Annotated in this window: 25 protein-coding genes; 4 read left to right on the top strand and 21 right to left on the bottom strand. The window is 31.5% G+C overall.

Annotated features, from left to right (window positions below; translation table 11 throughout):
- Position 1 precedes the first annotated feature (1 nt).
- The 12 genes from FEZ18_RS11320 to FEZ18_RS11370 all read right to left on the bottom strand — a co-directional run bounded on the left by FEZ18_RS11320 (position 2) and on the right by FEZ18_RS11370 (position 12,490).
- Positions 2-853 carry a DNA methyltransferase gene (locus FEZ18_RS11320; protein WP_153268420.1) on the bottom strand — a complete coding sequence of 284 codons (852 nt, stop codon included), beginning with the start codon at positions 851-853 and terminating at the stop codon, positions 2-4.
- Positions 853-3,300 carry a DNA methyltransferase gene (locus FEZ18_RS11325; RefSeq protein ID WP_153268421.1) on the bottom strand — a complete coding sequence of 816 codons (2,448 nt, stop codon included), beginning with the start codon at positions 3,298-3,300 and terminating at the stop codon, positions 853-855. The genes FEZ18_RS11320 and FEZ18_RS11325 overlap by 1 nt, the downstream gene beginning before the upstream one ends.
- Entirely contained in the window at positions 3,300-3,623 is a 324-nt protein-coding gene (locus FEZ18_RS11330; protein WP_153268422.1) for a helix-turn-helix domain-containing protein, read from the bottom strand. The genes FEZ18_RS11325 and FEZ18_RS11330 overlap by 1 nt, the downstream gene beginning before the upstream one ends.
- A 327-nt stretch (positions 3,624-3,950) precedes the next feature.
- Positions 3,951-4,652, bottom strand: a complete 702-nt coding sequence (locus FEZ18_RS11335) for a WG repeat-containing protein (RefSeq protein ID WP_153268423.1) — start codon at positions 4,650-4,652, stop codon at positions 3,951-3,953.
- Positions 4,649-5,614 carry a methyltransferase gene (locus FEZ18_RS11340; protein ID WP_153268424.1) on the bottom strand — a complete coding sequence of 322 codons (966 nt, stop codon included), beginning with the start codon at positions 5,612-5,614 and terminating at the stop codon, positions 4,649-4,651. Before FEZ18_RS11340 ends, FEZ18_RS11335 begins: the two co-directional genes overlap by 4 nt.
- On the bottom strand, positions 5,592-6,161 hold the full coding sequence (locus FEZ18_RS11345) for a histidine phosphatase family protein (RefSeq protein ID WP_153268425.1): 570 nt from the start codon (positions 6,159-6,161) through the stop codon (positions 5,592-5,594). Before FEZ18_RS11345 ends, FEZ18_RS11340 begins: the two co-directional genes overlap by 23 nt.
- Positions 6,162-8,453, bottom strand: a complete 2,292-nt coding sequence (locus tag FEZ18_RS11350; RefSeq protein ID WP_153268426.1) for a glycosyltransferase — start codon at positions 8,451-8,453, stop codon at positions 6,162-6,164.
- Positions 8,454-8,512: 59 nt separating this feature from the next.
- Positions 8,513-8,647, bottom strand: a complete 135-nt coding sequence (locus tag FEZ18_RS14880) for a hypothetical protein (protein WP_255473305.1) — start codon at positions 8,645-8,647, stop codon at positions 8,513-8,515.
- A 279-nt stretch (positions 8,648-8,926) separates the two neighbouring features.
- Positions 8,927-9,505, bottom strand: coding sequence for a suppressor of fused domain protein (locus FEZ18_RS11355; protein ID WP_228122730.1), 579 nt, complete (start codon positions 9,503-9,505; stop codon positions 8,927-8,929).
- Between the two features lie 158 nt (positions 9,506-9,663).
- Positions 9,664-10,440, bottom strand: coding sequence for a hypothetical protein (locus FEZ18_RS11360; RefSeq protein WP_153268427.1), 777 nt, complete (start codon positions 10,438-10,440; stop codon positions 9,664-9,666).
- A 151-nt stretch (positions 10,441-10,591) separates the two neighbouring features.
- Entirely contained in the window at positions 10,592-11,386 is a 795-nt protein-coding gene (locus tag FEZ18_RS11365) for an SseB family protein (protein WP_153268428.1), read from the bottom strand.
- Positions 11,387-11,557: 171 nt separating this feature from the next.
- Positions 11,558-12,490 carry a DUF4268 domain-containing protein gene (locus FEZ18_RS11370; protein ID WP_153268429.1) on the bottom strand — a complete coding sequence of 311 codons (933 nt, stop codon included), beginning with the start codon at positions 12,488-12,490 and terminating at the stop codon, positions 11,558-11,560.
- A gap of 500 nt (positions 12,491-12,990) precedes the next feature.
- On the opposite strand from FEZ18_RS11370, the gene erm reads away from it, so the two are divergent.
- A complete protein-coding gene (erm, locus tag FEZ18_RS11375) occupies positions 12,991-13,791 on the top strand; it encodes a 23S ribosomal RNA methyltransferase Erm (RefSeq protein ID WP_088653487.1) in 801 nt (266 codons plus the stop codon).
- Between the two features lie 449 nt (positions 13,792-14,240).
- Here the strand turns inward: erm and FEZ18_RS11380 are convergent, their stop codons facing one another.
- The 5 genes from FEZ18_RS11380 to FEZ18_RS11400 all read right to left on the bottom strand — a co-directional run bounded on the left by FEZ18_RS11380 (position 14,241) and on the right by FEZ18_RS11400 (position 18,021).
- Positions 14,241-14,495, bottom strand: coding sequence for a hypothetical protein (locus FEZ18_RS11380; RefSeq protein ID WP_153268430.1), 255 nt, complete (start codon positions 14,493-14,495; stop codon positions 14,241-14,243).
- A gap of 211 nt (positions 14,496-14,706) precedes the next feature.
- Positions 14,707-15,423: an SDR family NAD(P)-dependent oxidoreductase gene (locus tag FEZ18_RS11385; protein WP_026811303.1), complete on the bottom strand. Its 717-nt coding sequence runs from the start codon at positions 15,421-15,423 to the stop codon at positions 14,707-14,709.
- Between the two features lie 64 nt (positions 15,424-15,487).
- Entirely contained in the window at positions 15,488-16,048 is a 561-nt protein-coding gene (locus tag FEZ18_RS11390) for a Crp/Fnr family transcriptional regulator (protein WP_026811302.1), read from the bottom strand.
- A gap of 325 nt (positions 16,049-16,373) precedes the next feature.
- Positions 16,374-17,354, bottom strand: a complete 981-nt coding sequence (locus FEZ18_RS11395) for a DUF3883 domain-containing protein (protein WP_153268431.1) — start codon at positions 17,352-17,354, stop codon at positions 16,374-16,376.
- Positions 17,338-18,021 (bottom strand): helicase-related protein, encoded by a 684-nt coding sequence (locus FEZ18_RS11400; RefSeq protein ID WP_194269475.1) that lies wholly within the window; start codon positions 18,019-18,021, stop codon positions 17,338-17,340. The genes FEZ18_RS11395 and FEZ18_RS11400 overlap by 17 nt, the downstream gene beginning before the upstream one ends.
- A gap of 60 nt (positions 18,022-18,081) precedes the next feature.
- Between FEZ18_RS11400 and FEZ18_RS11405 the strand changes: the two genes are divergently transcribed.
- Positions 18,082-19,241 (top strand): IS3 family transposase gene (locus FEZ18_RS11405; protein ID WP_410505112.1). Its coding sequence is split into 2 segments (ribosomal slippage): positions 18,082-18,313 and positions 18,313-19,241, totalling 1,161 coding nucleotides; the frame shifts between segments, so codons are not numbered across the junction.
- An 18-nt stretch (positions 19,242-19,259) separates the two neighbouring features.
- Here FEZ18_RS11405 and FEZ18_RS11410 read toward each other — a convergent pair.
- The 3 genes from FEZ18_RS11410 to FEZ18_RS11420 are packed head-to-tail and all read right to left on the bottom strand — an operon-like array spanning position 19,260 to position 23,694.
- Positions 19,260-20,567, bottom strand: coding sequence for an SNF2-related protein (locus FEZ18_RS11410; RefSeq protein WP_153268433.1), 1,308 nt, complete (start codon positions 20,565-20,567; stop codon positions 19,260-19,262).
- Positions 20,567-21,985: a hypothetical protein gene (locus FEZ18_RS11415; protein ID WP_153268434.1), complete on the bottom strand. Its 1,419-nt coding sequence runs from the start codon at positions 21,983-21,985 to the stop codon at positions 20,567-20,569. Before FEZ18_RS11415 ends, FEZ18_RS11410 begins: the two co-directional genes overlap by 1 nt.
- Before the next feature lie 2 nt (positions 21,986-21,987).
- Positions 21,988-23,694 (bottom strand): DNA cytosine methyltransferase, encoded by a 1,707-nt coding sequence (locus FEZ18_RS11420; protein ID WP_153268435.1) that lies wholly within the window; start codon positions 23,692-23,694, stop codon positions 21,988-21,990.
- Positions 23,695-23,947: 253 nt separating this feature from the next.
- On the opposite strand from FEZ18_RS11420, the gene FEZ18_RS11425 reads away from it, so the two are divergent.
- The gene (locus FEZ18_RS11425) at positions 23,948-24,769 is read left to right on the top strand and encodes a hypothetical protein (RefSeq protein WP_153268436.1); all 822 of its coding nucleotides are present in this window, start codon (positions 23,948-23,950) and stop codon (positions 24,767-24,769) included.
- Between the two features lie 83 nt (positions 24,770-24,852).
- On the opposite strand, the gene xerA is transcribed toward FEZ18_RS11425, so the two are convergent.
- Positions 24,853-25,980: a site-specific tyrosine recombinase/integron integrase gene (gene xerA / locus FEZ18_RS11430; protein ID WP_228122738.1), complete on the bottom strand. Its 1,128-nt coding sequence runs from the start codon at positions 25,978-25,980 to the stop codon at positions 24,853-24,855.
- 92 nt (positions 25,981-26,072) lie between these two features.
- Between xerA and FEZ18_RS11435 the strand changes: the two genes are divergently transcribed.
- Entirely contained in the window at positions 26,073-26,450 is a 378-nt protein-coding gene (locus tag FEZ18_RS11435) for a hypothetical protein (RefSeq protein WP_153268437.1), read from the top strand.
- Positions 26,451-26,478 lie beyond the last annotated feature (28 nt).

Here is a 26,478-nt window from a genome sequence, read left to right on the forward strand (position 1 = left end):
TCTATTCTTCGATAACTTTTCTAAAGTTTATAATATTTTGATGATGATGATTAATTTTATAGGCATATGGATAACCAAATGGATAAAGAGGTTTATTATTTTGAAGTAATGCAATTGTTCCAACAAATTCAAATCCGATTTCTTGCATTAATCGAACAATATCACCTTGTACGCATATTTCTTTTTTGTCAACTGTAAAATCACTGATTACAATTGAACAATATTTTTTATTGTTCAACGCATTAAAGCATTTAGACATTATCAACTGAAATGATTGAAGAAAATCATCATAGGATTCTTTGTTACCCAAGTCATTTGGCAAATCAGAGTAATAATCAACTCCGATTCTCGAACCATTTCTAAAACCTTTTTTGTTTTTTTTACGTATTCCTGAACCTTTATTTTTTAAAATATTGTGGTAAGGTGGAGAGGTAACTACATAATCTATATTATTCAAATTTTCAAGAACATCATTTGAATCTCCTAAAAAATATTCATAATCGTTAAACTCTTGAAACTCTTTTTTAGAAAGCCTTTCTATAGCTAAATCTCGATATTCAGAATTTAAGTCAATACCTATTCCATATCTGTTTAAAATTGAGGATGCAAGTAGAGTAGTTCCACTACCACAAAATGGATCTAAAACACGCATTTCCTTTTTTGTAAACATACTTATAAGCTTTCGTATGTCCTTTACAAGAAAAGGTGCAGGATGGTTATATGCATCTCTATCATCAGCACATTTTTCACTCATCCAAAAGCTGGCTGTAAGTTTTAGCCACTCTTTTCCTGTTAGATCATTGAGTTTATTTCGCTTATCGTATTTTCCTTTATTTTCTTTTTTTACTTCCATTAATTAAGTTCTTTTGAAAACAAATCAATTGTTTCCATACTTGCTTTTGATTTAAGGATCTTATCTACATCACTATATAAAATATATTTCCAATTATGAGATTTAAAACTTTCTTTAAATAAAGGATCTGAAATTCTATTTAGCTCATTTTCTCGATGATCTGGGATAATCATAATTTTTAATACATCATTTGGTAAATTTGAACCACGTTGAATCCCAGAAGTGAAATTAGTAGAATTCTCAACCTCAATAATAACCTTAAATTTATCGTTTTGCATCCAAATTAAATCAATCATTTCGATTCTTTTTCTGGCAGTTGTATCTTTAATATGACTTTTTAAAGAAGTTAAATCACAAAAATCTGAAAGCCTTTTATTTTTAATTGGTTCAGGTTGTTCTCTTTTACCAACAAAACTTTGATACTTTAGTTTTTTTCCAACTCCAATAAGCTTATGGATAATTTCTGTATGTTTTGTGAATTCTTTTTCTACCTCAAGAGCATTGTATAGCCATCTTCCTCCTGACTTTGTTGCATATTTTTGAAGAACGCTCGTAATTGATTTTACATCAGGTGTTAATCCATTAGGATATTTTTTATAAATAACAGCTAAAGCATCATCTAAAGTAACACTTGTTTTTCTTCTTAAAAGTGAAATGATACTTTCTTCAACACGTTCTGTAAGCTGTCTGTCAGGATATTTAATGTACTCTGATGGATTAATAAACCACCAAAATTTACCTGCTTTATTGGAACCATTTTCTGTTAGCTCAAATATTTTACCAATGTTCTTATCAAGAATTTGTTTGACATTTTCGTCAAAATCTTCTAAATCAAATCCTGCACTCGAAATTTCAGCTAATAAACCATTAAAAAGAAAAAGAAAAGGTGTTGGTTCATTTCTCAATGCCAAAATTTCAACTGCTTTGTTAATTACAAAATGTTCAAATTCATCTTTTTCCGTTTTTAATTTAACATTTGGTGATTTTATACATCTTATATAAAAATCAGTACCTGAAGTGCCATATGGATTGGCAACATTTGCCTCTCCAGTTCTTCTGTTTTGTTGGTGAATTACCTTTTCAATTTTGAAACCTGCTAAAGTAATTGACTTCAAAAATGCATTCCAAATAGGAATTTCTTTATTATGAAAAGTAAAGACTATTTTCCCATTATCTTTTAAAACTGTACGAAGATTTTTTAAAGCGTTAGTGAATCTTTGTTGATATAAATTGATATCTATAATGCCATTTTTGATTGTGATTTCAGCATTGTAATTTGGAGTGTATTTTGAATCTATATTTTTAAGCCAATTCAACCAAATTGAAGATAAATCTAAATATTGAACCAAACCACCATAAGGAGGATCAGTCATTATAAAGTCAATGGATTTTTCAGGAATGTAATCTGTTATTGTATTAATGTCGACAACACCATATTTTAAATCAAAACCGCTTAACTTGTCTTTATTTTTAAGACTCTCACTAACTTTTAGAGTTTTAGGAATTTTACCTAAATAATCTTCCACATCTTTCAAACAACTTTCTACGGATTGTTTTCCTAAACAACTTCCTTCAAATACAAATAGTGGATTCATTTCCATTTTCCTACTTGCACAGATGTATGCTGATCTTCCCCAACTTGTTGAAAATGGACGATTTGCACTTGCTCTTCTTGGAACACTCATTTTGGTTGTCAAATGTAAAGTCTGAATAAAACCGAACAGTAACTGAATTTGAAGATCTTTGTCTTTAACCTTTTTTATTAAATCATATATTTTAGAAAGAACGTAAAGGTTTCTTCTTGTCCATAAGTTTGAAAAATTGTTTCCACCAACACAGTTAATAAAATTAGCATTAAATGATGGAGAGTTTATAAAAGGTTCATCTGGAAACCAAGTGTTAATTTTAATTTTAGATTGTTCTTTGGCTAATTTTTGATCTTTTTCATTTGGTTCAGTTACATAACGAAATTTTCTTCGAGTTGGTCGTCCTTTTGTTTCATCAAGAATTTCAGTGTCAGTGTAATTAATGCCTAATTCATATAGTTCATCATCTTCCCATTTAAAACTCTGAACAATAGCTCTTTCGTTTGTTTTTCTTGAATCGGTTGAATAGTATTTTAAAAAAGTTTTGTCATTTTTTAGTTCTTCAACTATTTTCTCAACAGCAGCCTTAAATTTTTCAACATCAAATTTTGAGGAATAAACTTCAATGATAAAGGATGTCAAAGGATTCAAGTCAAATGCAATGGCTTTTCTATTTGCTTTTATTGCTTCAAAACTGCTAATTGCACTGCCAGAAAAAGGATCTAAATAGATGCCATCTTCTGGAGTATAGTTTTCGATATATTCTCTCCAGATATTATGAGGTTTTTTTCCCCAATACTTCATTGCAGTATAAATTGGTGGACGCGTGTCCTCTACGAGTGCAAAATTAATATCTGACATTATAGTTTTAATTTTCCTTGTTTGACATTTTTACTTTTAACATACCTTGACTGTTCTTCGGCAACAGAGAAAACGTTATCAGAACAATTGTATTTGTGAACTTCATCAACTAAAATATCAGCAACAAATAAAGTTTTTAGTTCTTCGATATCTTTTTCGATAAATTTTGCAAGCTTTTCAAGGTTTGTAAAAGGGAATTTTTTACGACCGTTCTCAATTTTACTTATATCAGTCATTATGATTCCAATTTCTTGACCAAATTCACTTTGATTCAGACCTTTATTTTCCCGTTCTTTTCTTAAAAACTCACCAAATGTTGCCATTTTTAGACTTGCTATTTATTAACTTGCTAATATTTAGCAAATATAATAAACTAATTCAGATATCAAAACTTAATTTTCAGTAAGCGTAGGAAAAAGGCAAGCTCTTTTTATTTTGTGAGGCACGAGCAAAATGAAATGTGCTTGACTGTGCTGTTGGCTTTTCAGAGCTTGTGTACAACGGTTACGTATATGAAACGTTTGGCATTTCGAAGCGATTCCCTGTCAATATACAACGAATTTTGATACGAGCTATACTGCTCCATAAACCACTGACCGCCAAATGTTTTATATACGATGTTACAGGTAGGCGTTCTTTCTGTTCTCTTGTCATACCGTCAATATTTTTAGTCCTTTCTCGTCAATAATTATTTTTTCGTTTTCTAATGTAGTCACTAAAGCAAACCCGTTATAAAATGGTTCTACTGTCAAGTAACGTTCTTTGTATAGTTCGTTTCCGTTTTTGTCTATGTGAAACCAACCATCTTTGTCTTTGGCTGTTGCAAAGTTTTTGTGGAAGATTCCTAAATCAATAAATGATTTATCATTGATGAACTTTCCTTTGTTGTCAATGTGTCGGTACAAACTATCTTCCGATTTTACACAAGCAATTCCGTCTTTGTAGTCACCTGCATAAATGTAACTCTGTTTATAAATGCGATTTCCGTTTAGGTCAATATGAAAATATTGGTTGTCTGCATTGCGAACCGTGCAAATATTTTCCTGATAGTTTCCTGTCCACAAGTAATTAGCAGAATAAACCTTGTTGCCTTTTTCATTGATGTGAAACCAAAGGTTGTTGTCAATTACAGAAGCACGATTGCAGTAAAAACCGAATGTCCGTGAATATCTATTTTGGTATAGTCCTTTCCCACTTTTATCAATGTGGTAAGCACCTGAACCGTCTAATACTGGTGCAAGTCCTGGCGAATGAAATTTCAATACTTCAATAAAAGTCTTGTCGAAAATTGGTTTTCCGTCAAAGACAAAATGTGTGCTGTCGTCTGAAACTTGTATGTCTTTCCAATTCATTTTTTGAAAATCAAAATGGTTTGTAATTCATTTAATTTTTTTTCGCTTTCAAATTGAAAACCTACATTTTCACAAAGCGAAATGTATTGAATTGATGTTCTTTCGTAGCTTTCACACATTGCAGACATATTGAGCGAAAGCAAAGACAAATCAATTTTGATTTTATCTGAACAGTTTTCAATTACATATAATTTTCCATTATTTGGCAATGCTTCAAAGCAATTTTTCAAAATGATGCTTGCTTTTTTATCATTCCAATCGTGAAGAACCCTTGAAAGTATTATTGATTCTGTTTCGTTTGGAATTTTGTCAAAGAAACTACCGCCTATTTTCTTGATGTTAGGAATAGCTACTTTATCAATGACTTTTGGAAGGTCAAACAAAATACAATCTAAGTTTGGATTTTTTTTTTTGATGTTTTCTAAAACTGCTCCGTAACCACCGCCAACGTCCATTACAGATTTGTGTTTGCTGAAATCAATTACATCAGACAATCTTTTGTAATCATCTTTTGCGTATTGATACATTGCTTTATGGTAAGCGTGAAGCTTTTCGGGGTTGTCGTTTAGAAAATCGAAAAACGGCTTATTGTAAATTTCTTCAAACGAACTTTTTCCTGTCTTTATTGAAAAATCCAAATTCTGCCAGGCGATTAAATGCTCACTACTCCAATTCAAACAAGCATATTTTAAACTTTCGGGGTTGTTTTCTGTAAGAATTTCAGACAAAGAATTGACCTTGTAAAAATCAGAGGTTTTTTCTAAAAAATCAGCACTATGCAACGCATTCAGCAAAAGCAATAATTTCTCTTCATTCAAAGAAAGTTCCATTGCCAATTGCTCTGCAGTTTTTGCTACAAGTAAACTTTCAAACAAGTTGAGTTTACAAGCTGTACTAACAGCCATATATTTCCAATGTTCCGTAAAAAACGATTTGAGGCTATATCTCATAAATTTTTCCATCTATAAAAGTTAACCCCGTCATATAGTTTATCCAATTGTCTTTTGTATATACTTTCTTGTTTATACTGAAATGAAAAAAGGCAATTAGCATATCGTGGGTAATGAAAATAGTAGTTCCGTTCTCTGTTGAGTTTTCTTTTATGAAACTTGTAATTCTATAATTCAACTCATCAATGTTAGTCATACCGGGAATTTCTTCGCCTTTCATAAATCGTTGATACATTTCATCAAAACCGTATTGAAGATAAAATTCCCCTGCAATTTTTTCGTCTGTAATATGAAGACCGGGTGCGCCTAATGCCGTTGTTTCAATAATTTCAATACTACTTCCATAACCTTTGGTCAGAAATTCAGCTGTTTGAACACAACGACCAACGGGACTTGTGAAAATTCTATTGATTTTTCTTTCTGTAAGGCTTTCGCCAAACCTTTGTGCGTTTTGTTTTCCTTTTTCGTTCAATAAAATTTCATTTCCGAAAGAACCTTGCGGAATGTCATCTCTGTCAGCGTGGCGAAGTAAAAGTGATATTTTTCCGTTTTCCTTCATTTAGTTCGGTTTACGCATATTGCAGGTTTTACACAAATCAATTGTCTTGTAATTTTTTACAAGAGTTTGATAAGTGTTGCTCTGCAACACTTCTTCAATACTTGTATTTTCTATGTTGCCAAAATCACCAAGAGTATTTCGCTGTTCATCTGGTGCACAACAAGGCGAAATTTTACCCGTGGCAGAAACCCAAAGCTCCTTTTCTAAAAATGGACATTCGTAGCTTTCGGAGATTTCTTTGCTTTCGTTTTGATGCAACGCAATGATATTTTCCAAAATCACTTTTTCGCCATCTGGCTTGCGGAATTTTTCTTGCGCATCATTCGCTTGTTTTACATATTCATTCCATTGCAAAATACTTTCAGGCGTTGCTTTCATTGACAAATGTTTAATTTCGTCAAAGTGTGCCCAAAGCTGATGTCCTTTTACTCTATCAACACCCAACTCTGCCGCCAACTTCACAATGTCCGCCAATTCGTGCATATTGTTTTGCATAAACGTAAGTTGAAACGTTACACGGCAGTAATTACCTGTTTTTGCAAAGTGTTCATCACGAATTAGGATAAACTCTTTCACGTTTGCAACTGCTTCTTCAAAGTTTATTTTCAACATTACTTTTTGCGAAGTTTCGGCAGTTGCACCGTTCCAACTTATTTTTACGTCCGTTGTAATTGGAACAATTAGTTTCGCCCATTCTGTAACGGTTTTCTCGGTTGTTCTCGGAAATGTTCCGTTAGTTGTTAAATTCATCTTGATGTTGTATTTGTAACACAACTCAATAAAGTGGGCAAAATGCTTGTAGATTAACGGTTCGCCCATTGTGGACGGTATCATTTCCGTAACACCGATTTTTTTCGCTTGCTCAAAAATTGGTTCTAACCATTCTTTCGGCATTCTGCGATGTTTACCGTTTAGTTTTTCTTTGATGTAAGTTGAAAACGGACTGTGTTCTTCGCACATTGTGCAACTCAAATTACAATCTTCAGGATTTGTGTCAAGCGTAATACGCCAAAGTTTGTAAATAAATTTGCTGTAAATATTTTCTAATTCTTTGCAATGGTCTTTAATATTTGGAACGCTTCCGTCTGCGGAATACAAATAACCTTTTTCACCTAACGTTTTCATTTTGTCAGGATTTGAAACAGCAAATTTCATTTGCTCTGCTAAAGAATTTGCGTTGCGATGTTCAAACAAAAGTCCGTTTACATTGTGTTGAACATATTCTTTCATTCCGCCAAAATCGGCTGTGATTACAGGAACTTTACACGATTGCGCTTCGTGAATTACAAGAGGCGAATTTTCGCCCCAAATACTCGGAACCACAATGCAGTCAACAATTGAAAAAACATCATTCGCCAAATTATGATTGATGTATTCTCCCGAAAACTCAATCTTGTTTTTTGAATTTTCGGCTAATGATTTTAAAGCATTTGTACTTTGTCCGTTTGCTCTGCCAAATATTTTAAGCGTTGCAGTTTCTTCAATTTGCTTAAATGCTTTAATCAATAGATTTACTCCTTTTGCAGGGATGTGAGTTCCGATATAAGCAAAAGTGTAATTCGTTTTCTCTTTTGATTTTTCTGTTTGTGTTAAGTATTCCGTAGGGAAACCATAATCCAAATAAATAATTTTGTTTTCTGGAACGGCAAATTCGTTGATAAATCTATTACGCAAATAATTTGAAGGTGCGATAAGCAAATCAACTTTGTTGATGATAGCTTTTGTTTCAATCATTCGTTGATGTATCCAACTACTCCAATTTTCAATGTCTGCGTTTTCGTTTTCTTCTCGTCCGCTGAAATAAACTTTGTAGCAATCAGTTGCACATTTTTTGTCGCCTTGCTTTTCGCACAATTGAAAGTTGTTTGCATTTCCAATGCTTCGTGTCATAAATTGTCCACGTGGACACATTAACCAAAAGTCGTGAAGCGTGTAAACAATAGGGATTTTGAGCTTGTTCAGTTCGTCAATCAAGCCTGTTGAAAGATGATTAAGATGTCCGATGTGAGCAATGTCGGGTTTGATTTGCTTTACCAATTCAGCAAAGTTGTCGTCCATAAGTTTGTGGCGATAACCGTCCTTGCCCTGCGGATTGTTTACGAAGTAAAGCGTTAAGTTGTCGTTTACTTTTTGCTCACGAATACTGAAACAAGACGAATACGGATTTTCTTCTCTCGTAAAAACAGAAACTTTGTGATATTTTGAAAGTTCGTTACAGATTGATTGGCTGTAAACTTCTGAACCTGCATTGTAATTTGGCGGATAGCCGTGAATAATTTTTAAAATGTGCATTTTACTTTATTTTCAATTAATATAAGCAAGCGGGCTTCGCCCGCTTGCAGAATGCACAGCTATCTCTTACCTTTTTGGTTCGGATTAAGCTGTTTTCCACGATTCCCTTGATTTTTGTCATGAGTCGTGTTGCTGCCCTTAGTGCCTTTGTTGGCATTTTTGATGTCAGCCTGATGATTAGATTTCTTTGTCATAATCACAACAGTTTATTGTTACGCCTACTCTTTAATTGCTTTTCGGCATCCGCACCGTCAGTTTTGAATGGACTTCAGAATAACCATTTTATTTTCACCGTTGTCGGTTTGTAGTGTCTTTCTTTCGCTTACCTGTAACGTGATTGTGTATGGTTAGTTGCGTGGTTAAGCCACTAATTTAGTAAACAAAAACGAACGCAAGAAAATTCCGAAGGAATTTTCCAAATAAGCACTTGCCAAAGCAATTAATTATACACGGTGTTGCCAGTAGTGTTTTTATTATTTTATTCGTTTTCTATTCACGTTATACATATCAAAATTTGGATGTTTCCAAAATTTTTCAAGTCCGTTTTTGTCAATGTATTCCATTTCAGATGCGTAAATCGGATATAGTCCTGCAATATTGATTTTGTAATTCAAACCAATGTCAATATTCGCAAAATCTTTTTTGTCCAAAATCGATGGTGCAAACACAAGAAATGCATCCATTTCAGATTCGTCCGATATTTTTTCTCTGAAGTTAATTGTATTGCTATAACTAAATGGACAATTTCCTCTCAAACTATTGGCTAAATATCCAGCAACTTGAGCCCAAGAAGCGTCTTTTGAATCAACCGTTATTATTAATTCAGGTCGTCCTAATTTCCAATCAGGATGGTTTCCGAGTGAAAGTCCGTATGTAATTCCAGTTATCATTCCTTTTTCTGGAATATCTTTATAAACTATGCTCGTAACTCCAGCAATTCCATTCGTTTCCGATTCCTCTTTGTAATATTCAGGTTCGGTTTGGAAAATTCTGTCCAAATGAGTCATAAACTTTTCGACTGGTGTTTTCTTCTTAAATAATCCTTTCAGCATAAAGATTGGTTTACATTACTGGCAACGGTCTAGTATAAGAATAGTAGCGGATTAAAAATCACTAACTTTTCGGTTAAACACAGACCTTTTTTATATTTACTTACTTTCGTTTTAGCGATCAAACCGCTATTATTTTTATACATTGTTGGCAACTGGCTTTATTTCCACCATTCATTTAGTTCTTCCTTTTTCGCTGTTTCATTTCCATAAAGCCAAGCCTTTTGGTAATTCTCCCAGCCTTTATCATAATATTTTTCACTTGGCGAAAACTCTCCAGCTCCAATGTCAAAATCTCGATTCGTAATTGGAATTCTATAATCCGCCCAATTGCATATTTTTTCTTTACCTGTTGAATAGCTTTTCCAAATTCCAACAAACGCATTATTCAAATATCCGTCAGATATGAATTCAATTTTGTCGTATTCGATTTTGTTTTCGGAATTCAGATACCATTTAGAATGTAATTTGCCTTTAAAAATTCCGCTATGTTTTTGTTCCGAATTTTCTTTGAATTCGTAATCTGCAACTAAAATTCCTTGCGATTTAATTCCTTTGTCAGCATATTCATCGTCAACTCCAAAATGTAGTTCTTTAAGTTCTTTTATTTCGGTCAGTTTTATAATTCCAGAAAAGTCACAAATCGTTCCTTTTACACAAGATTTTCCGGTTACAGAATATTCATTCGGATTGTTAGAATCTTTCTTTACTGAAATTAACTTGATTTTTAGTCTTTGATGGTCATCGCCAATTATTCCAAGAACATTGTTGTTTTGAGAAAATGTCCAAATTTTTGAAAAGTCAAATTGGTTGTATTCTGTTACTAAATTTTTTTCTTTCAATTCTTCATTTCTTGGAAAGTTCCATTCAATTCTGTTTACTGTTTGAGCAAACGAAATTTGACTTAAAAGAAGTAATATTATAATTATTCGATTCATTTTTCAGCTTGTTGCCAACGGTCTCGGCTATGAGTAGTTGCGTTGGTTAGCATTTAACTTTGCAAGTACACACCAAACTGAAAATCCGCAAGGATTTTCAGAAGTAGGCGAGAACAAGCAATTACTTATAGCCATTGTTGGCAAATCGTTTTTATTTTTTATAAATCAGTGAGTTTTCAATTCCTTTCACGGTTTGTAACCAACCTTCGTCATTCAACATAAACATTTCAAGAGGTAATTCCAGTTTCTCTCCTTCCATTGAATTTTGAACTGTTCCAATACAAGCTGCTCTTGAATTGTCTGAATAAGTGTCGAGCACAAATCCAAGCATTAAGATGCTTTCATTATTCCTTACCATTGCATAATGATAAACTTCTCTAATCACACTTACTTTTGAAAAATTAGATTGAAATTTTTTCAATAAGTTTCCTGAAATCGGTTTCATTGGTGTTCCAACTGTAACTTGCGTTTCTTCTTGAATTGTTTCCGTTTGAATATTTTCTCTGTTTCGCTCAAGTACAAACATTGTCGGCATATCAGTGTCAATAACAATTCTATCAATTCCGTGTGCTTGACAAAAGTCAATCACGTCTTTAGATTTCATTGCAGTATATTCAGTTTCTTTTTTAGTCCATTCAACAAGTTTTTCTGGTGAAGTAAATGCTCCCAAAACTTTAAGTCCATCTTGGTCAAAAACTGAAGTTAATTTTAAGGTAGAATCTTTTTGTAAAGTAGTCCAATTATCTTTTGGCTCTCCGTCATTTACTGAAGGTAAAACTAACATAGCGTTGCCTTCCATAATTTCATTGAATGCTTTTTGATAATTCTCTTGACTTTGGTTCTTACCATATTTTTCTAATAAACCAACCAATTTGGTATTATCAGGATTCTCATTATTTTCAGCAACTTTCTTTTTCGTTCCAAAAAGTTTGTCAAATATTCCCATTCAGTTTTCGTTTCGTTTAAATGTTTGCCAACGGTTACGTATATGAAACGTTTGGCATTTCGAAGTACTTATCTGTCAAGTTACAACAAACTTTGATACGGGCTGAAATGCTCGATAACCCATTGACTGCCAAATGTTTTATATACGATGTTAGCGGTTCGGCTTTTGTTTTCATGGTGCTTGCTTAATAATCTTTGAAAATGTTTCTCTAAATTTTATGGTATAATCAACAAGCCAATTCAAAGACTCATCCAGTTTCCTTTCGTCCTCAAAATCAGTCGTATGTTGCAAGATAATTACTTTATCTCGATTGTCTGGATTCGGATTCCATATTAGTTTTTGTCCGATTGAGGATTCAATTTCGTCTTTTTTACTCTCCAAAAATGGCAACATTGTATCAGCAATCTTATTTCCTATATAAATCCGCACACCAACAGTATTGTCGTCCGTGTTACAAGTATTTGAAATATGAATATATGATTTACCCAAAGTCACGTCAAACCAGTATTGAGGTCTTGGAGTTTGAAGCGAAGGAATCTTTTTTGTCTTCGCTAATTTTTCTTTGAACTTACTCCAAAAGTCAAATTGGAATTTTCGCTTATCAGATAGGTCCTCATTTGCTTTCGACCTTGCTGCTTGTCTAACAGCTTGATTTGGTTTACTAATCACATTGAATCTCAAAGCAGCTTTACTTTCGTCAATTTGCCACAATTCTAATTGCACTCCATAAAATGAAATTTCATCATTTGTATGGTCATTAAGCCAATCCAATGATTTTTTATGTTCTTCTGTAAATTCAGTAGCAATCCAAATAATCATGGAAGCATCTAACACAGAAGCGTATGTAATTGCTTTACCCAAATGGTCATGATTTGTTTTTTCTAATTGATTTTCAATGACAACATAATTATCTGTGCCAGTATCCTTTGCCAAAATATCTGCGGAATAAGGACCAACACTAACCTCTGTATTTTCAACTTCAAGTTCAAGTCCAAGAGCTTTGTTCAATTCTGAAATGTTATTCGCAAGCCAAGGAGTAAAATCTCTTGCCTCGTTATTCCATTTTTGTCTTGGTGTTACTGTTTTTAATATTCCTAATTCCATGTTATTAATTATTTGCTGTGTCGTCTTTTAAGCTGACCGCTAACGGATTGGCGGTATGTTTTTGTTGCCGATTTCGAAGCACTGTCCTGTCAAGTTACACGAAAGTTTATTAGATGTAGAAACGCTGAAACCCGCACTATCTCGGCAATAAAATATACCGCCTGTTGTGCGTACGGCTTTTATTTTTTTCATTTTTTTTTGCAAATTAAAACAAAGTTACTAATTTTGCATTCAATTATTTAATTTTTTTTTCATTATGTATTACAGCAGACCTTGGACGACTATCTAAGTGATAGACAGTCCCAAATAAAATTCCTATAATCTTTTTGGTAAGACAAACAGTCTATGCCTTAGTGTGTCGTCATTTTTAATGAATGCATTGCTTTGTCATAGTTGCGCTGTCAGGTAATACTGTCTTTCACTTCGCTGTGATTTGAATTCAAGTATTCACCTGTAAGAAGTCATAATGAATAAAAATAAATTACCTGTAAGAAGTCATAATGAATAAAAATAAATTACCTGTAAGATTTACGGGTCAGCACTTTACAATTGACAAAGTGCTAATTGAAGATGCAATAAAACAATCAAGAATTAATCAAAACGATACGGTCTTAGATATTGGTGCAGGAAAAGGATTTCTAACTGTACATCTACTACAAAAGGCAAAATTAGTCATTGCGATTGAGAATGATTTTGAGTTAATAACATATCTAAAACACAAGTTTAAACAAACTCAAAACATTCAAGTTTTTGGATGTGATTTCAGAAATTATAAAATTCCTAATTTTTCGTTTAAGGTTGTTTCTAATATACCATTTGGTATAACATCAGAAATTTTAAAAATATTGATGTTTGAAAATATGGAAAATTTTCAGGGCGGTTCAATTTTCCTGCAATTAGAACCTGCTAAAAAGTTATTTGCAGACAAAATCTTCAATCCTTACACTATCCTATATCATACATTTTATAGTTTGAAGATAGTTTACGAAATAAATCCTAATAGTTTTATACCTCCTCCAACTGTTAAGTCTGCTTTTCTTAAAATTGAACGAAAACCTTTACATATTGATTTTAATCAGAAAGTCAAATATTTAAATTTCCTATCCTTTCTGTTACAAAAACCTAATTTATCTGTCAGAACGGCTTTAAAATTAATATTCAGAAAAAGTCAGGTTAATGAGATTTCCGAAAAATTTGGAATTAATTTGAACTTAAAAATCGTGAATCTATTTCCAAGTCAATGGGAAGAATGTTTTATTGAAATGCTGAAAGTTGTTCCTGAAAAGTTCCACCCTTCATAATCAATTCTTTTTTGTCAGGGAGTATTTCCATCGTGGGTGTCTTCTTTTTAGCTGACGCACAACGGTTTTGTGTATGGTTAGTTGCGTGTTTCAACAACTAATTTAGTAAACAAAAACGAACGCGAGAAAATTCCGAAGGAATTTTCCAAGTAGGCAACGACCAAAGCAATTAATTATACACGTTGTTGTAAGTAGTGCTTTTTCATACAGCTCTGTTTTCCAATGTTTAATTTAGTTCAAACGTGAACGTTTGATAGCCGTACTCTTTTTACATTTTTAGGTTTATCGTTGGCTTAGTTTAGATTATACCTAAAGTTTTCAAAAGTATCTTTAATGTATTTAGTCGTATCTTGAAAATTCCTTTTCTCCTCTTATAAGTAAAGATTTCAGTTACTGTCATCTTTTTTGAGATTCAGATTTGCTTAGTTAATTAATTTTTATAAAGACTTTTAATTAAAGACTCCATCCGTGTTGCAAACAGTCTCGCCTATATTGTCGGCTTCCCATACAATTCGATTATTAAATGCTCCGACGTTTGAATTAGGGCAATCAACTTCTACCATATAAGTTTGCCTCCCATCAGCACTGAGACCGCTTTCTTCTAAAGTCTGTTTGCCTGTTATTATGCAATTATCGCAATCTTCTTCTTTATCACATGAGGTGAACAATAATGCCACTACTAATATTAATAATACTTTTCTCATAATTTAACTTTTTTACAAAATTAGTTTAAATGTTGAATTGTAGCACGATTTTCGCATTACTTACAACGTTTAGTATATGAAAAGTAGGCGATTACGAAGCACCAAACATTCGGTTAAGCACGAACTTTGAAATGAGATACAAGCCTTGATTTTAGCACTAATTCGCCTATTTTTTATATACATTGTTAGCGGTTCGTTGTTTTCATTTCAGTTACATTCTGTCATAGATTTGTCTTGGTACTCGTTTTAAAATTGACGCAATTATTCGCCAACGTTTGGTGACATAAGCTATTTTCTTTTTCTGTTTAATAGCTTCAAAAATTTGTCGAGTTGCTTTTTCAACTGGCGCAACCCAAAATTGTCCTTCTCCTTTAGCCATATCAGTATCAACAAACCCTGGTCTTATATCTGTTACAAAAATTGATTCATTTATTTTTTTTGCTTTTTGTCTTAACCCTTCCAAGTAATTGATCTGATACGATTTTGTTGCATTGTATGCAGGTGCAATTCCACTTCCACGAAGTCCACCAACTGAACTGATAGCAACTAAATGTCCTGACTTCTGATTCTCAAAATAATTAAAAGCCCAATTTGCGATACAAGTAAATCCCATTACATTGGTTTCAACTGTCCGCTTTTCAATTTCAAAGTCAAGTTTCTCATTTAAGTCGCCCGTTCCTGAACTAATTATTAGTAAGTCAAGGCCACCAAGTACAGTTGTTAAAGCTTCTAAATTTTCAACAATTATTTTCGTGTCGGTTATGTCAAAAGACCGTGTATAATATGAGTTTGGATTTTGCGATTTCAATTCTTCAAGTAATTCAGTCCGTCTGCCTGTAATGCCAACTTTATAATCATTGTCAACCAAAATTTTAGCAATTCCTTTTCCAATTCCTGATGTCGCACCGATAATTATTGCTTTTTTCATAAAGTGATTTTTAGGGCAAAAATAATGATGTTTAGAATTTAAAATCTTGGTGCTGACCAACATTTTAAATCTTGACACGGTTTAGCAATTTACTGAAATTTGTAGAGTCTATTCTCAAATAAGAAGCCAAATCTTTATTGGAAACCATATTAATAAGAAAAGGATATTTTTTAGTTAATAGAACAAAACGTGATTCAATATCGTGTGACATTAATTGATAATGTCTTTCTACCATTTCTACTAAAAAGAATTCAGTTATCTTTCGGAATAAAGTTTCAATTTCGCGATATTCTAACATCAATTGTTGATGTTTTTTGTAGGAAATTCTTAAGAAACGGCTATCTGTTATCGTTTCTAAATAGCATTTTGAAGGTGTTTGTGTTAGAAAAGATTCTGGTATTGTAGAAAAGGAAGGTGCGAATGAAAAAGAAATTATATGTTCTTTATCATCTTTTAAATAATAGGATTTCTGTACACCTTCTAAGACAAAATAAAGGTACTTTTGAGTTTCTCCTTGCGCAGTCATTGTAGTTTTTTTGGGAACTGATATTTCCTTCCAATGCGAAATATACTCGTTTAATACTACATTCTTTATCTTGTGTATGTTTAGTAAAAATTCTTTCATTTATTATTTCAATAGTTCTACTAAATAGTTGAACTTGTTATTTGTATAAGTATTTTTTAGATAAGTTCGATTTTTTTTTCAATGACCGCTAACAATCTAGTATAAGAATAGTAGCGGATTTTCACTCACTAACTTTTCGGTTAAACACAGACCTTTTTTATATTTACTTTGTTTCGTTTTAGCGATTAGACCGCTATTATTTTTATACATTGTTGTAAGCTGGCTTTTTTTCAGTTCAGCTTGGTTTTCAGCATTGGCAAAGACATACTCTTTTGCAATTTTTGACTTGTGTCGTGGCTGAAGCGAATTGCAAATGTGTATGGCTTTAAGCGTTGGCTTTTAATAATTCAATTTTATATTTATCAACTTGTTTTTCCCAAATATCATCTTTTAATATTGATTCATATGGATTCTGTTTCATTATTGGTTCATAGTTTTTATTGTTCATTTCTTTTCGATTTACAAGATATATCCAATATTCCTCTTGCTTTCTTTTTGCTGTAAGATATTCGTTTCTTGACCAAAAGAAATAAGGAGTGTCACCATCATAAGATTTTACTTCTATAAATCTATTTGGGGTATTGTCGTTTTCATTATTATAGGAAGCAACATCATAACCTTCATTAACTATATATTCGGCAACCCAATCAATTTCTTTTTTATGATTAAGTCTTTTTGATTCAAAATCCACAACAAACCTTTCAGCTTCTTCACCATAAATTTGTTGAAGCTCCATTGATTTTCGAAATTCTTCAATTCCAATTTTTCGCTTTTTGATTTCAGGTAAAACAGTTTTGTCAAATAGTTTTTTGTATCTCGAATTTATAATAAAGTAATTAATCTCTGGTGTTGGGTGGTTCGTTATTGCTCTAAAATCAATTAATAATTGTTTAAAATTTGAGTGTTTTAAACCAAAAGCAGCATTGTTAATTTGAAGTGATTTGTAAATTATATCGTGAGACAAATGTTCTGAGCAAAAGATATTATGAAATTCATCATCATTTTTCAATGCAAGGAATAGAAATTCATTGAATTTATCTATCATTTGGTTGACACTATTTAAAGAATTTGTAATCCCTTCATTTAATGTAACAATATTATCAGAAGTTTGAAGAATATCTATATTTAATGCTAATTCTAAACAACCATCAAACACGCCTCTACCATCAATGATTTTGTTGTAAAATAACTTTTCAATATCACTTCTTAAATAACTTACTTCTTGTTTGCTTTTAAGAGTGGTAAGTAATTCAAAGAAATAATTAGGAGTTCCGAAATTGCTATAATGTCTAAGTTCTTTGAGCATAATTGGCAATTAATTCTTTAATTATGTCAGTTTCGTCATTATCATCAATTTGTCTAAACAAAGGAATGTCATCATTTATTATTTCTTCCATTCGTTGGATTTTCAAATGAAGTCTTGAATTTATGACTTCATCAATCGAATTGGTTGATACGAAATAATAGTATTTCGTAATTTGATTATCCTTTAACCCAACCCTATGGATTCGATCCTTAGATTGCAAAAAATTAGAACAGTTGTAATCTCTTTCTAGATAAATTGCATTATGACAGCCTTTGTGAAGAGAAATAGATTCTGCAACAGAGAAAGGATTTGCAATAACTACATTAAAATCATTATTGTTTGGGTCATTAAATGCTTTTATAGTTATTTCCCTTTCTTCTTGTGGAATTTGACCGATAAGAAGTTTAGATTCAATATTGTTAGTTTTTAAATAATCTTGTAGCTCAAGTGCATTTTGAATGAATATTGTCCAAATAATTACTTTTCCGTTTTCAGGAAAAATATCATTTTGTATTGTGTGTAAGATTGTATTAAATTTTCTTGGAACTTCAAGTTTAGAGTAATTAGTTATTTTATTAAAAAATTCAGAATCATTTATAAATTCGTCAGTATCTGTTGTGAAAATTGCATTTGGGTCAAACTCTCCTGTTAATTCGTTGTTCTCCAATGAATCTGGAATGTCTAGTTTTGTTGGTACGTTTTTAAGTGAATAAATTAACTTAGCAAAATGGGTAGAATAGTTTATGATCAAAGTTTTAAAAAAACCTTAGTAGAATTGTTAAATTCAGGTAAATCTGTAAAGGATCTCACGAAAGAGTTTGGGGTTAGTCAAGCTTCCATCCATAGATGGGACAAAGAGTTTAATACAACAACTTCACAAGATAACAGCCAATCAGAAATGCTTAAAATTAAGGCCTTAGAAAAGGAATTAAAGGATGTAAAGTTAGAGCGTGATATATTAAAAAAGGCGGTAAGCATCTTTTCCAAGAGCGACAAGTAATATACCGGTTTATTAAACTTAATACTGGTCTATTTCCTGTTGAAAAGATGTGTAAGTGCATGAGAGTTAGTAAAAATAGCTATTACACTTGGCTACGTGTTGGACAATATAAAGGTCAGAAAAGTTCTGTTTCTCATTTAAAATCAAGGGTTATAGCTATTTTTAACGATAGCAAACAAATTTATGGCAGTTTACGTATCCAAAAATCATTGGAACGTGAGGGCATTGTTTACTCAAGGTCCTATATCGCTTTAATTATGAAATCACTGGGTTTAAGGAGCGTACTAAGCAAAAAGTTTAGAGTTTGTACAACCGACTCTAATCATACTTTTGCTCTAGCAGACAATATGCTAAACAGAAACTTTAAAAGCACAAAGTTAGGCGAAAAATGGGTTTCAGACATTACCTACATAAAAGTTGGTGGTCAATGGAATTACCTTACAACTATTTTAGATTTAGCAGATAGAAAAATAGTATCCTGGGTATTGACTGAAAATATGGATACTGAAAACACCGTTTACAAAGCTTGGTTACAAGCTAGAAAGAATAGGGATATAACTAACAATCATATTTTTCATTCCGATAGAGGCGTACAATATGCGTCGAATAAAATGACCAGCGTTTTAAACTCTAGTAAGAAAATAACGCAAAGTATGAGCAGGAAAGGGAACTGCTGGGATAACGCTGTTGCAGAGAGCCTATTTAAAACAATAAAATACGAATGTACAAATAGATATGTTTTCAATTACTATTTAGACGCTTACAAAGTTATTGAACAGTACATTAAATGGTATAATTGTAAAAGACTTCATTCCGCTTTAGACTATAAATCTCCAATGGAAATGGAAGCAGAATTAATAATGAAAAACAATAAAAATGTAGCTTAAAAAATAGTACCAAATTTATTAGGTAGTCCAATCCTTTAGTGTTTTGGCGAGAAGCGAAGGATTGGTAGCAGCTTGTCTTAGTCTTATTAATTTTGCTTTATTTAATATATCTTTCACTGTTGCTGAACTATCTTCCTTAAAATGTTCGATATATTGAGATTCTATAAAGTCATAAATTTCTCTTTGATAAGTTTCCATTTCAATTTGAACATAAGTTTCTTCCACTGGTGGTAGATTCAAATCTTCTTTTTTTATTCGTATAAAATATGGGGAAATATTTTCCTTTAACTCTTGTACACGATTAGAATCTAATGAACTGTTAGCTGTCATATCCTCCAAATTGTGGTAATGAAACTTTAATATTTCTTTGAACTTGAATGGATAAATAAATTTATATAGATTAAAAATATCTTGATACCCGTTTGGTACTGGCGTTCCAGTAAGTATAACTCTAGAGATTGCTTCTTTAGAAATTTCAGTAACACTTCTTCCCCAAACACCTTCAGGATTTTTAATTCTGTGAGCTTCATCAACAACAACCATAGTTTTGTTTCGTTTCAAAAAGTCAATAATGTCAGTTTGAAATCGATCTACTCCTCCGTGAAAAATTAGTGATAATTCTGGTGCGTTTGGCGAATAGAGGTGTTCCAATTTCTTTTCAATAGAAATGTTTGGGTCTCCAGACATTCTGAAAGAATTTGGTTTTACGCCAAAACATTCTTCATATTCATTTTCCCAAGGAGCAAACGAGGAAAGAGGACCAATAACCATAAGTTTATCAACGTGTTTTGAATCTTCCTCTGGCAAACTTTTCAAATAAGCATAAGCACCATAAACAATGGAGGTTTTTCCTGCTCCCGGAACAGCAAAATTACACGAGTTTTGAGCAAAAGCCATATGAAAAGACGAAAGTAATTGAAGTGGATAAAGTCTTCTTTCCATTTGCTGTTTTAGAACATTTTGAAACGTATCAAATTGTTGAACTAATTTGTCATTTTCTTCAAACTTATTGTTTCTTATTGCTCTAGCGTTTTCACTAAAAAATTCAAAATTTTCTTCTTCCTTATGGTAAGATTCTAATTCAGTTTCTATGTTTTCAGATAAAGTATATTCTAAACTAAATTTTGTAAATAGATTACGAATTTCATCAAGAATTTTTATTTGAGTTTTTGTTTGGTAAGGAATTAAAATCGTATCATTTTTAATACTAAAATCTAAACGCTTTAAAGTTAAAAGAAGTCTTTTGTTTTTGACAATTGGATTAATGATACCAGAAATAACAAAAGCATTAATTTCACTGTTTATGTCAATTGTGAAAGTAGCCATTATAAGCTTTTATTAATTTGATATCCTATTTTCTGTATTTGCTTTGTTTTGTTTTGAACCTCTTCTGTTTCATTTTCAGGAATCTTTTCAACCTCTATTGCCTCCATTAATTCAATAATATGTGATAAAACTCTTAAAGGTGATTTTTGGTTTAAAGATTGAAACACTTTATCCCCAAACTCTTTAACCATATCTTGAATTTCAGGCTCCGAAAAAGCAGAATGTCCTGTTTTAATTGCATCAAAGGTTTGAGAAGCACGTTTTATTAACTTACCAGGAGCATCTGCGGCTTTATTATAACCAATATTATATTTATGATCGTTTAAGTTTTCTATAAACGCACTTGTGTCATTATCAAACTTTGAACTATCAAAGAATAACTTATCTCTAGAGTTTAAATGTTTTTCAAGATTGTTAGAATTGAAATCAATTTGTGGTTCTTCTGGTAATTTTAGTATTATTTCATTGTGTTTAGAACTAAAACTTGACCAAATCTCTTTGTCTCCAAAAAAATGTTTATCTCGATTTCCTTCTGCTAAATTTCTGAATTCCTTACCATCATACTCATTCCTAAATCGCAAATAGTCAAATGCTATTGATTTTAATTCATCAACATCACTATCTGAATATCCATCAAATGCTTTCTTGCTAGTTTCTCCGTAAAAATTATTTAACCATTTTGTTAGGAACAAAAATTGATCTTCTCTACTGTCAAGTTGAGTGTAAATACCATCATATTCTAAATATTCAAGATATTCATCCATAACAGCCATAGTATCAAGATATTTTTTTACTTCACTTTCTTTTTCACCCATCCAATCAGATATACTTTTTATGGCTTCTGTTTCGGTGATTTTAGGAGTTAGTTTATCAAATATTTGTTTTGCTTTTAGGTATTTTTCAATTGGGTTATAGCCTAATTTTTCATCTTCACCCATTTGATAAGTTGTTTCCAACCTCTCTATTTCAATTGGATTTTCTTCTAATGTAACAGGAAGTACAATGGCTTTAAAGTATCCAGTTCTATCTATTTTATTTAAGAGCATTGCTCTACGATTACCATCAATAATTACTCCATCTTTGGTAATAATTCCAACTTTTTGCTGACCAAAATCACGAATACTTTGCAATGTTTTTTTATTACGATCAATTTTAGATTCCCAAAGTAATTTTTCAATTAAATCTCTACCAAGATCTGTTTCAACATCTATAATCTGATTTTGTTTTTCTAATGATTTAGTTCTGCTAAGAATTCTACCATTGTATTTGTTGTAGATTAAATAAGAAAGAGGAATATTATAAACTTTTTCAGTTTTTAATTGTCCTTCCCACATTATTTCGTGGTTTAATAAATCAGTTCTGTCTTTACAGCTATTTATTACTTCTTGTATTTTTTCTTTTCTAACTTCTTTATTCATATTTATTTCTGATTGGCAATAGTAGATATTTTGTTTACAGCATATAATGAGAAAAGCTGTTTTAAAGGGATTTTATCCTTTTCTGTAAAAACAACAGTTTCGTTTTGTTCAAAAAGCATATCAGGACATTTTACTTTATCTAATATTTCTTGGATTTGATCAACTAGCTCAGTTGGTTGTTCTAAATTATTAATTGGAATTTGCTTTTCATACATTTCTTGCAGTTCATATTTAGTTCCAATTTTCTCAGTAAAACCGTTATTGATTATATTTAAAAATTTCTTACCACTTTTGAACTCCTTAATTAGCTCTTCTATTTTTTCAAAATATCCATCTTTTACTTTTTGTATTGGAAAGCCTTCTCCAGTACCGTATTGAATTGAAGTAAACCATTTATTTTTAGTTTTACTATTTTGATCAATATCATAGTTAGAAAGTGTTACAGTAAGATTTCCGTCTTTTATTGGGTGTCTTCTAAATCTTGCACCTTTTTTCTTAACAGGTGGCTTATCAAATCCCTTTCTATTGTAATTGTTCAAATTTTTCACATTTACAAGATTTGGTTTTGCAGCAACAATTAATTCTTTCGGTTTTTCTAATTTTAGTGTTTCAATAACTGTTTTTGCTAAAGCCCTGCTCACTGGACAACATACTGCATTACCTACTAAACGCCACTTGGTGTTTTCGCTCCCTAAAAATTGGTAAGTTATTGGGAATCCCATAATTAAAGCTGCTTCTCGAACTGTTGGCAACCTATATTCACCATTTCCTTTTCTTCTTATCTCAGATTTATATATTATGGATTCTCTAGAGTTCGCAATTTTCGTTGCCGTAATTGTTCTGCTTGGATTATTGTTGTTTTCAGGGAATGACATTCTTCCCATATAAGGGTGATTCTGTTTCCAAAATTTAGAAAATTTCCATTCAACTTCATATATTCCAGTATCATAGAAATGATCAGATATTTCATTTTTAGGTATAGAAATATTGTAATTTATATCACTAATCTGATTTGTTGATTTTTGCTCGTAAGGATTTGGAAAATTTTCCTTTATTTCTTTTATAGATCTATAACTAGGTAAACCACCTTTATCTTTTGGACTCTTGTGAGTTTTTTTCGGAATAATAAGTTTTTTCTTTTTTATAATTTCACCAGAAACAACTCTTTTTCGAGCCTGTATTGATCCGTAATCAGCAGAGTTTACAATTGTTGTATTTTCATATAAATTAATTGCAACTTTATTAGGACTTATCTTGTGAGAATTAGCCCAGTCCGACAACCCCAAATCTTTAAAAGTATATTCGGTTTGGAGATAGCGCTTAGAGTTTACAACATTTTCCATAAACCAAGCTTTAAGTGTAGAGTTTGGCTTATGTTTTTTTACAGCAACAATTCTTAAAAATGTTTCTGTAAGTTTTACTCCAAGAGATTTATCTGCTTTTCCAGATTTATTTGAACTTGAAAAACTTACACAAGGTGGGCTACCGAGAATAATGTCCGTATCAGGAATTTGTTCGATTTCCTCAATTGAGTTTTCAAAATCAAGAATGTTTTTAGGATTACAATTAAGGCCGAAATTATGATTGTATGTTTCAACAGCTGGTTTCCACTGGTCATAACCGTATAATAGCTCAATTCCCATTTGCCTAAAACCTTCTGAAAAGCCACCAGCTCCACAAAAAAAATCAATGGCTGTTATTTTATTCATAATTGGTTAATAATTTTCATTTCACAAAGGTATTAAAATCATTTCGTAGCGTTGGCAAAAAACAGCTCTTTTGGTTTTTCTACGTTGGATTTCGTGTCGGCAAAAACCAAATGTGCTGTTTGTGCGGTTGGCTTTTCAGCTTGCTTACAACGTAAAAGTATATGAGCCTGTACTTGTATGGCTTATATACATTGTTACCCATCCGTATTTTTAAAAAGGGCAATTAGTGAGGAACGAACTAAAATTAAAGAGAATGAGTAAGAAAATAGATTTAGATAAATATTACACAACAACTGAAATAGCTAAAAAATGTATAAAGAAAACATACGATATTATAGGTATAAACAACATAAAAGAAATAATTGAACCGAGTGCAGGAAATGGGTCTTTTAGCAATCTAATTAATGGTTTTTCAAATGATTCTAAAGCGTGCACAGCTTATGATATTGAACCTGAACATCAAAGCATTATACAACAAGATTTCCTTGAATTAGATTTACCTTATAAAAAAGGAAGATTGTTTATAGGAAACCCTCCTTTTGGCGAAAAGAATTTACTTGCAATGAAATTTTTTAAACACTCTGTCTTAATGGGTGATTATATATCATTTATTCTACCAATAAGCCAGTACAATAATAACCAACAAATGTTTGAGTTTGATTTAATTCATAGTGAGGATTTAGGTAAAAGCCCTTATAGTGGGGTTGATGTTCATTGCTGCTTAAACATATATAAAAGACCTACAAACGGAGTTAATAAAAAACCTAATAAACATAAACTTAATGATGTAACTATTAAGGAAGTTAGAAAAGCAAGAAATCAATTTTTACCTAAAGATTTTGAGTATGATTATTCTTTATGCACTTGGGGCGATTTAGGTAAAAAACCAAATTATCAAGGCGAATTTAATCAAGAAGCGTATATAAGGATAAACAATGATAAGGTTAGGTTAGAAATTTTAAATTGCTTGAATAACGCTAATTGGATTGAAATTTATAAAATGGAGAGAAGTCCAAGACTAAAGCAATGGCAAATATTAAAACATTTAAAAGATTCAATTATTGGGATTGAGTAAGCACGTATGAGTGGTTGCCCTTTTTAAAAATATTGTGGGTAACAATTGGATATAGACAATTGTCTATATCCGCATTATGTGGACTAAGATAATAAATCTTTTATTTCCATGAACGATCTATTGGCGACGTGTGTGTATATTTCTGTTGTTTTAGTTGAGCTATGGCCTAATAAAATTTGAATGTGTCTAATGTCAGTACCATTTTCTAATAAATGAGTAGCAAAGCTATGTCTTAATATGTGAGGTGTCACTTTTTTAGAAACACCTGCTTTTTTTGCAGCGTCGGCAATAATATTTATAACGCTAGTAACACTGTATTTACCACCATTTTGTCCTTCAAAAAGATATGTTTTAGGTCGGTATATTTTATAATAGAGTCGCAGATCTTTTAAAATACTTGGACTTAATACAGATATTCGATCCTTATTGCCTTTAGCATTGTTAATCTTTACAACCATTCTGTTACTGTCTATATCAGTCACAAGAAGATTTAATAACTCACCTCTTCGAAGTCCAGAAGAGTATAGCAACCCTACAATACACTTGTGTTTAATATTATTAGTGTTATTTATAATTTTTATAATATCTTCTTTGGATAAAACCTCAGGCAAATGTCTCTCTTTTCTTGGCCTTTCAATAGAATAAAATCTGTTAGGCATTTCATGTACAATCTCGTAAAAGAATTTTATACTATTAATGGCCAGATTTAAATAAGAATTCGATTTTCCTTGTTGTATTAGTAATTGTAAATAGGCTCTAACGTCTGTCTCATTCAGATTAATAGGGTCTTTGTTGTAGTAGTGATTAATAAAAGCTTCAAAACAAGACACATAATTACGTACTGTATTAGCAGAATATCTTTTGAGTTCTAATTTTAGTAAATAAGACTCTGGGCAGTATTTTGTTCCGTTTTTACTTTTTCTATTTCTATAACGTTCTAAATTTAATTTTGGTTTATCCTCGTTTATTATTTTTTTCGAAAAGAAATAATTGCCGTTAATCCAGGCAAATCCTCGAAAAGTTTTAAATATTAATTCTAAATTTGTTTTACTGTTTTTAATATAGAACAAACCAAACTCTTCGCTCCAAGTAACCCCAGGTAAGGTTTCTACAAGTCTTTGTATAACTCGGTCTGAATTAAATTGCATACCAATTTGTTTCTTTTGGTTAATAAGTAAATGTTTTAAAGTGATGCTTTTAGATGTTTTCACAGTTTTTTGTTTACCAAAATAATGGATATAAATTATTTAAACGTATCTTATTCGAATAACATACGTATAATATACGGCTAATTATTATGTTCATGAACGATCAAAAAGAGTGCTTATATTGCAAGTTACCTTTAGTAGGCAGAGCAGATAAAAAATTTTGCGACCCGCAATGCAAAAGTGCTTATCAATATCAAAAGTTTAAAACAGCACCACAAAAGTTTTACAACAAAGTATCTACTCAGTTAAAGCTTAATAGAAAGCTTTTAAAAGCCTATAATAAAGGCGGTAAAGTAATTGTAAGAGCCGAGGTTTTACAAGAAAAAGGCTTTAATTCTAGATTTTTTACCCATTACTGGAAAAATAAAAAAGGTCATGTTTATCTTTTTGTATTCGAATATGGCTATTTAAAAAAGAAAGAGCATAATATTGAAAAATATATTCTTATCACTTGGCAAGATTATATGCAGTAAAAATAACGTAAATATTAGCCTTGAATTA

Origin of the sequence: Oceanihabitans sp. IOP_32 (assembly GCF_009498295.1) — a bacterium.
GTDB classification, from domain to species: Bacteria; Bacteroidota; Bacteroidia; order Flavobacteriales; family Flavobacteriaceae; genus Wocania; species Wocania indica.

Excerpts from the sequence above, each read along its gene's own strand:
- FEZ18_RS11320 (WP_153268420.1), bottom strand. The coding sequence starts at position 853 with ATGGAAGTAAAAAAAGAAAATAAAGGAAAATACGATAAGCGAAATAAA.
- FEZ18_RS11325 (WP_153268421.1), bottom strand. The coding sequence starts at position 3,300 with ATGTCAGATATTAATTTTGCACTCGTAGAGGACACGCGTCCACCAATT.
- FEZ18_RS11330 (WP_153268422.1), bottom strand. The coding sequence starts at position 3,623 with ATGGCAACATTTGGTGAGTTTTTAAGAAAAGAACGGGAAAATAAAGGT.
- FEZ18_RS11335 (WP_153268423.1), bottom strand. The coding sequence starts at position 4,652 with ATGAATTGGAAAGACATACAAGTTTCAGACGACAGCACACATTTTGTC.
- FEZ18_RS11340 (WP_153268424.1), bottom strand. The coding sequence starts at position 5,614 with ATGGAAAAATTTATGAGATATAGCCTCAAATCGTTTTTTACGGAACAT.
- FEZ18_RS11345 (WP_153268425.1), bottom strand. The coding sequence starts at position 6,161 with ATGAAGGAAAACGGAAAAATATCACTTTTACTTCGCCACGCTGACAGA.
- FEZ18_RS11350 (WP_153268426.1), bottom strand. The coding sequence starts at position 8,453 with ATGCACATTTTAAAAATTATTCACGGCTATCCGCCAAATTACAATGCA.
- FEZ18_RS14880 (WP_255473305.1), bottom strand. The coding sequence starts at position 8,647 with ATGACAAAGAAATCTAATCATCAGGCTGACATCAAAAATGCCAACAAA.
- FEZ18_RS11355 (WP_228122730.1), bottom strand. The coding sequence starts at position 9,505 with ATGCTGAAAGGATTATTTAAGAAGAAAACACCAGTCGAAAAGTTTATG.
- FEZ18_RS11360 (WP_153268427.1), bottom strand. The coding sequence starts at position 10,440 with ATGAATCGAATAATTATAATATTACTTCTTTTAAGTCAAATTTCGTTT.
- FEZ18_RS11365 (WP_153268428.1), bottom strand. The coding sequence starts at position 11,386 with ATGGGAATATTTGACAAACTTTTTGGAACGAAAAAGAAAGTTGCTGAA.
- FEZ18_RS11370 (WP_153268429.1), bottom strand. The coding sequence starts at position 12,490 with ATGGAATTAGGAATATTAAAAACAGTAACACCAAGACAAAAATGGAAT.
- erm (WP_088653487.1), top strand. The coding sequence starts at position 12,991 with ATGAATAAAAATAAATTACCTGTAAGATTTACGGGTCAGCACTTTACA.
- FEZ18_RS11380 (WP_153268430.1), bottom strand. The coding sequence starts at position 14,495 with ATGAGAAAAGTATTATTAATATTAGTAGTGGCATTATTGTTCACCTCA.
- FEZ18_RS11385 (WP_026811303.1), bottom strand. The coding sequence starts at position 15,423 with ATGAAAAAAGCAATAATTATCGGTGCGACATCAGGAATTGGAAAAGGA.
- FEZ18_RS11390 (WP_026811302.1), bottom strand. The coding sequence starts at position 16,048 with ATGAAAGAATTTTTACTAAACATACACAAGATAAAGAATGTAGTATTA.
- FEZ18_RS11395 (WP_153268431.1), bottom strand. The coding sequence starts at position 17,354 with ATGCTCAAAGAACTTAGACATTATAGCAATTTCGGAACTCCTAATTAT.
- FEZ18_RS11410 (WP_153268433.1), bottom strand. The coding sequence starts at position 20,567 with ATGGCTACTTTCACAATTGACATAAACAGTGAAATTAATGCTTTTGTT.
- FEZ18_RS11415 (WP_153268434.1), bottom strand. The coding sequence starts at position 21,985 with ATGAATAAAGAAGTTAGAAAAGAAAAAATACAAGAAGTAATAAATAGC.
- FEZ18_RS11420 (WP_153268435.1), bottom strand. The coding sequence starts at position 23,694 with ATGAATAAAATAACAGCCATTGATTTTTTTTGTGGAGCTGGTGGCTTT.
- FEZ18_RS11425 (WP_153268436.1), top strand. The coding sequence starts at position 23,948 with ATGAGTAAGAAAATAGATTTAGATAAATATTACACAACAACTGAAATA.
- FEZ18_RS11435 (WP_153268437.1), top strand. The coding sequence starts at position 26,073 with ATGAACGATCAAAAAGAGTGCTTATATTGCAAGTTACCTTTAGTAGGC.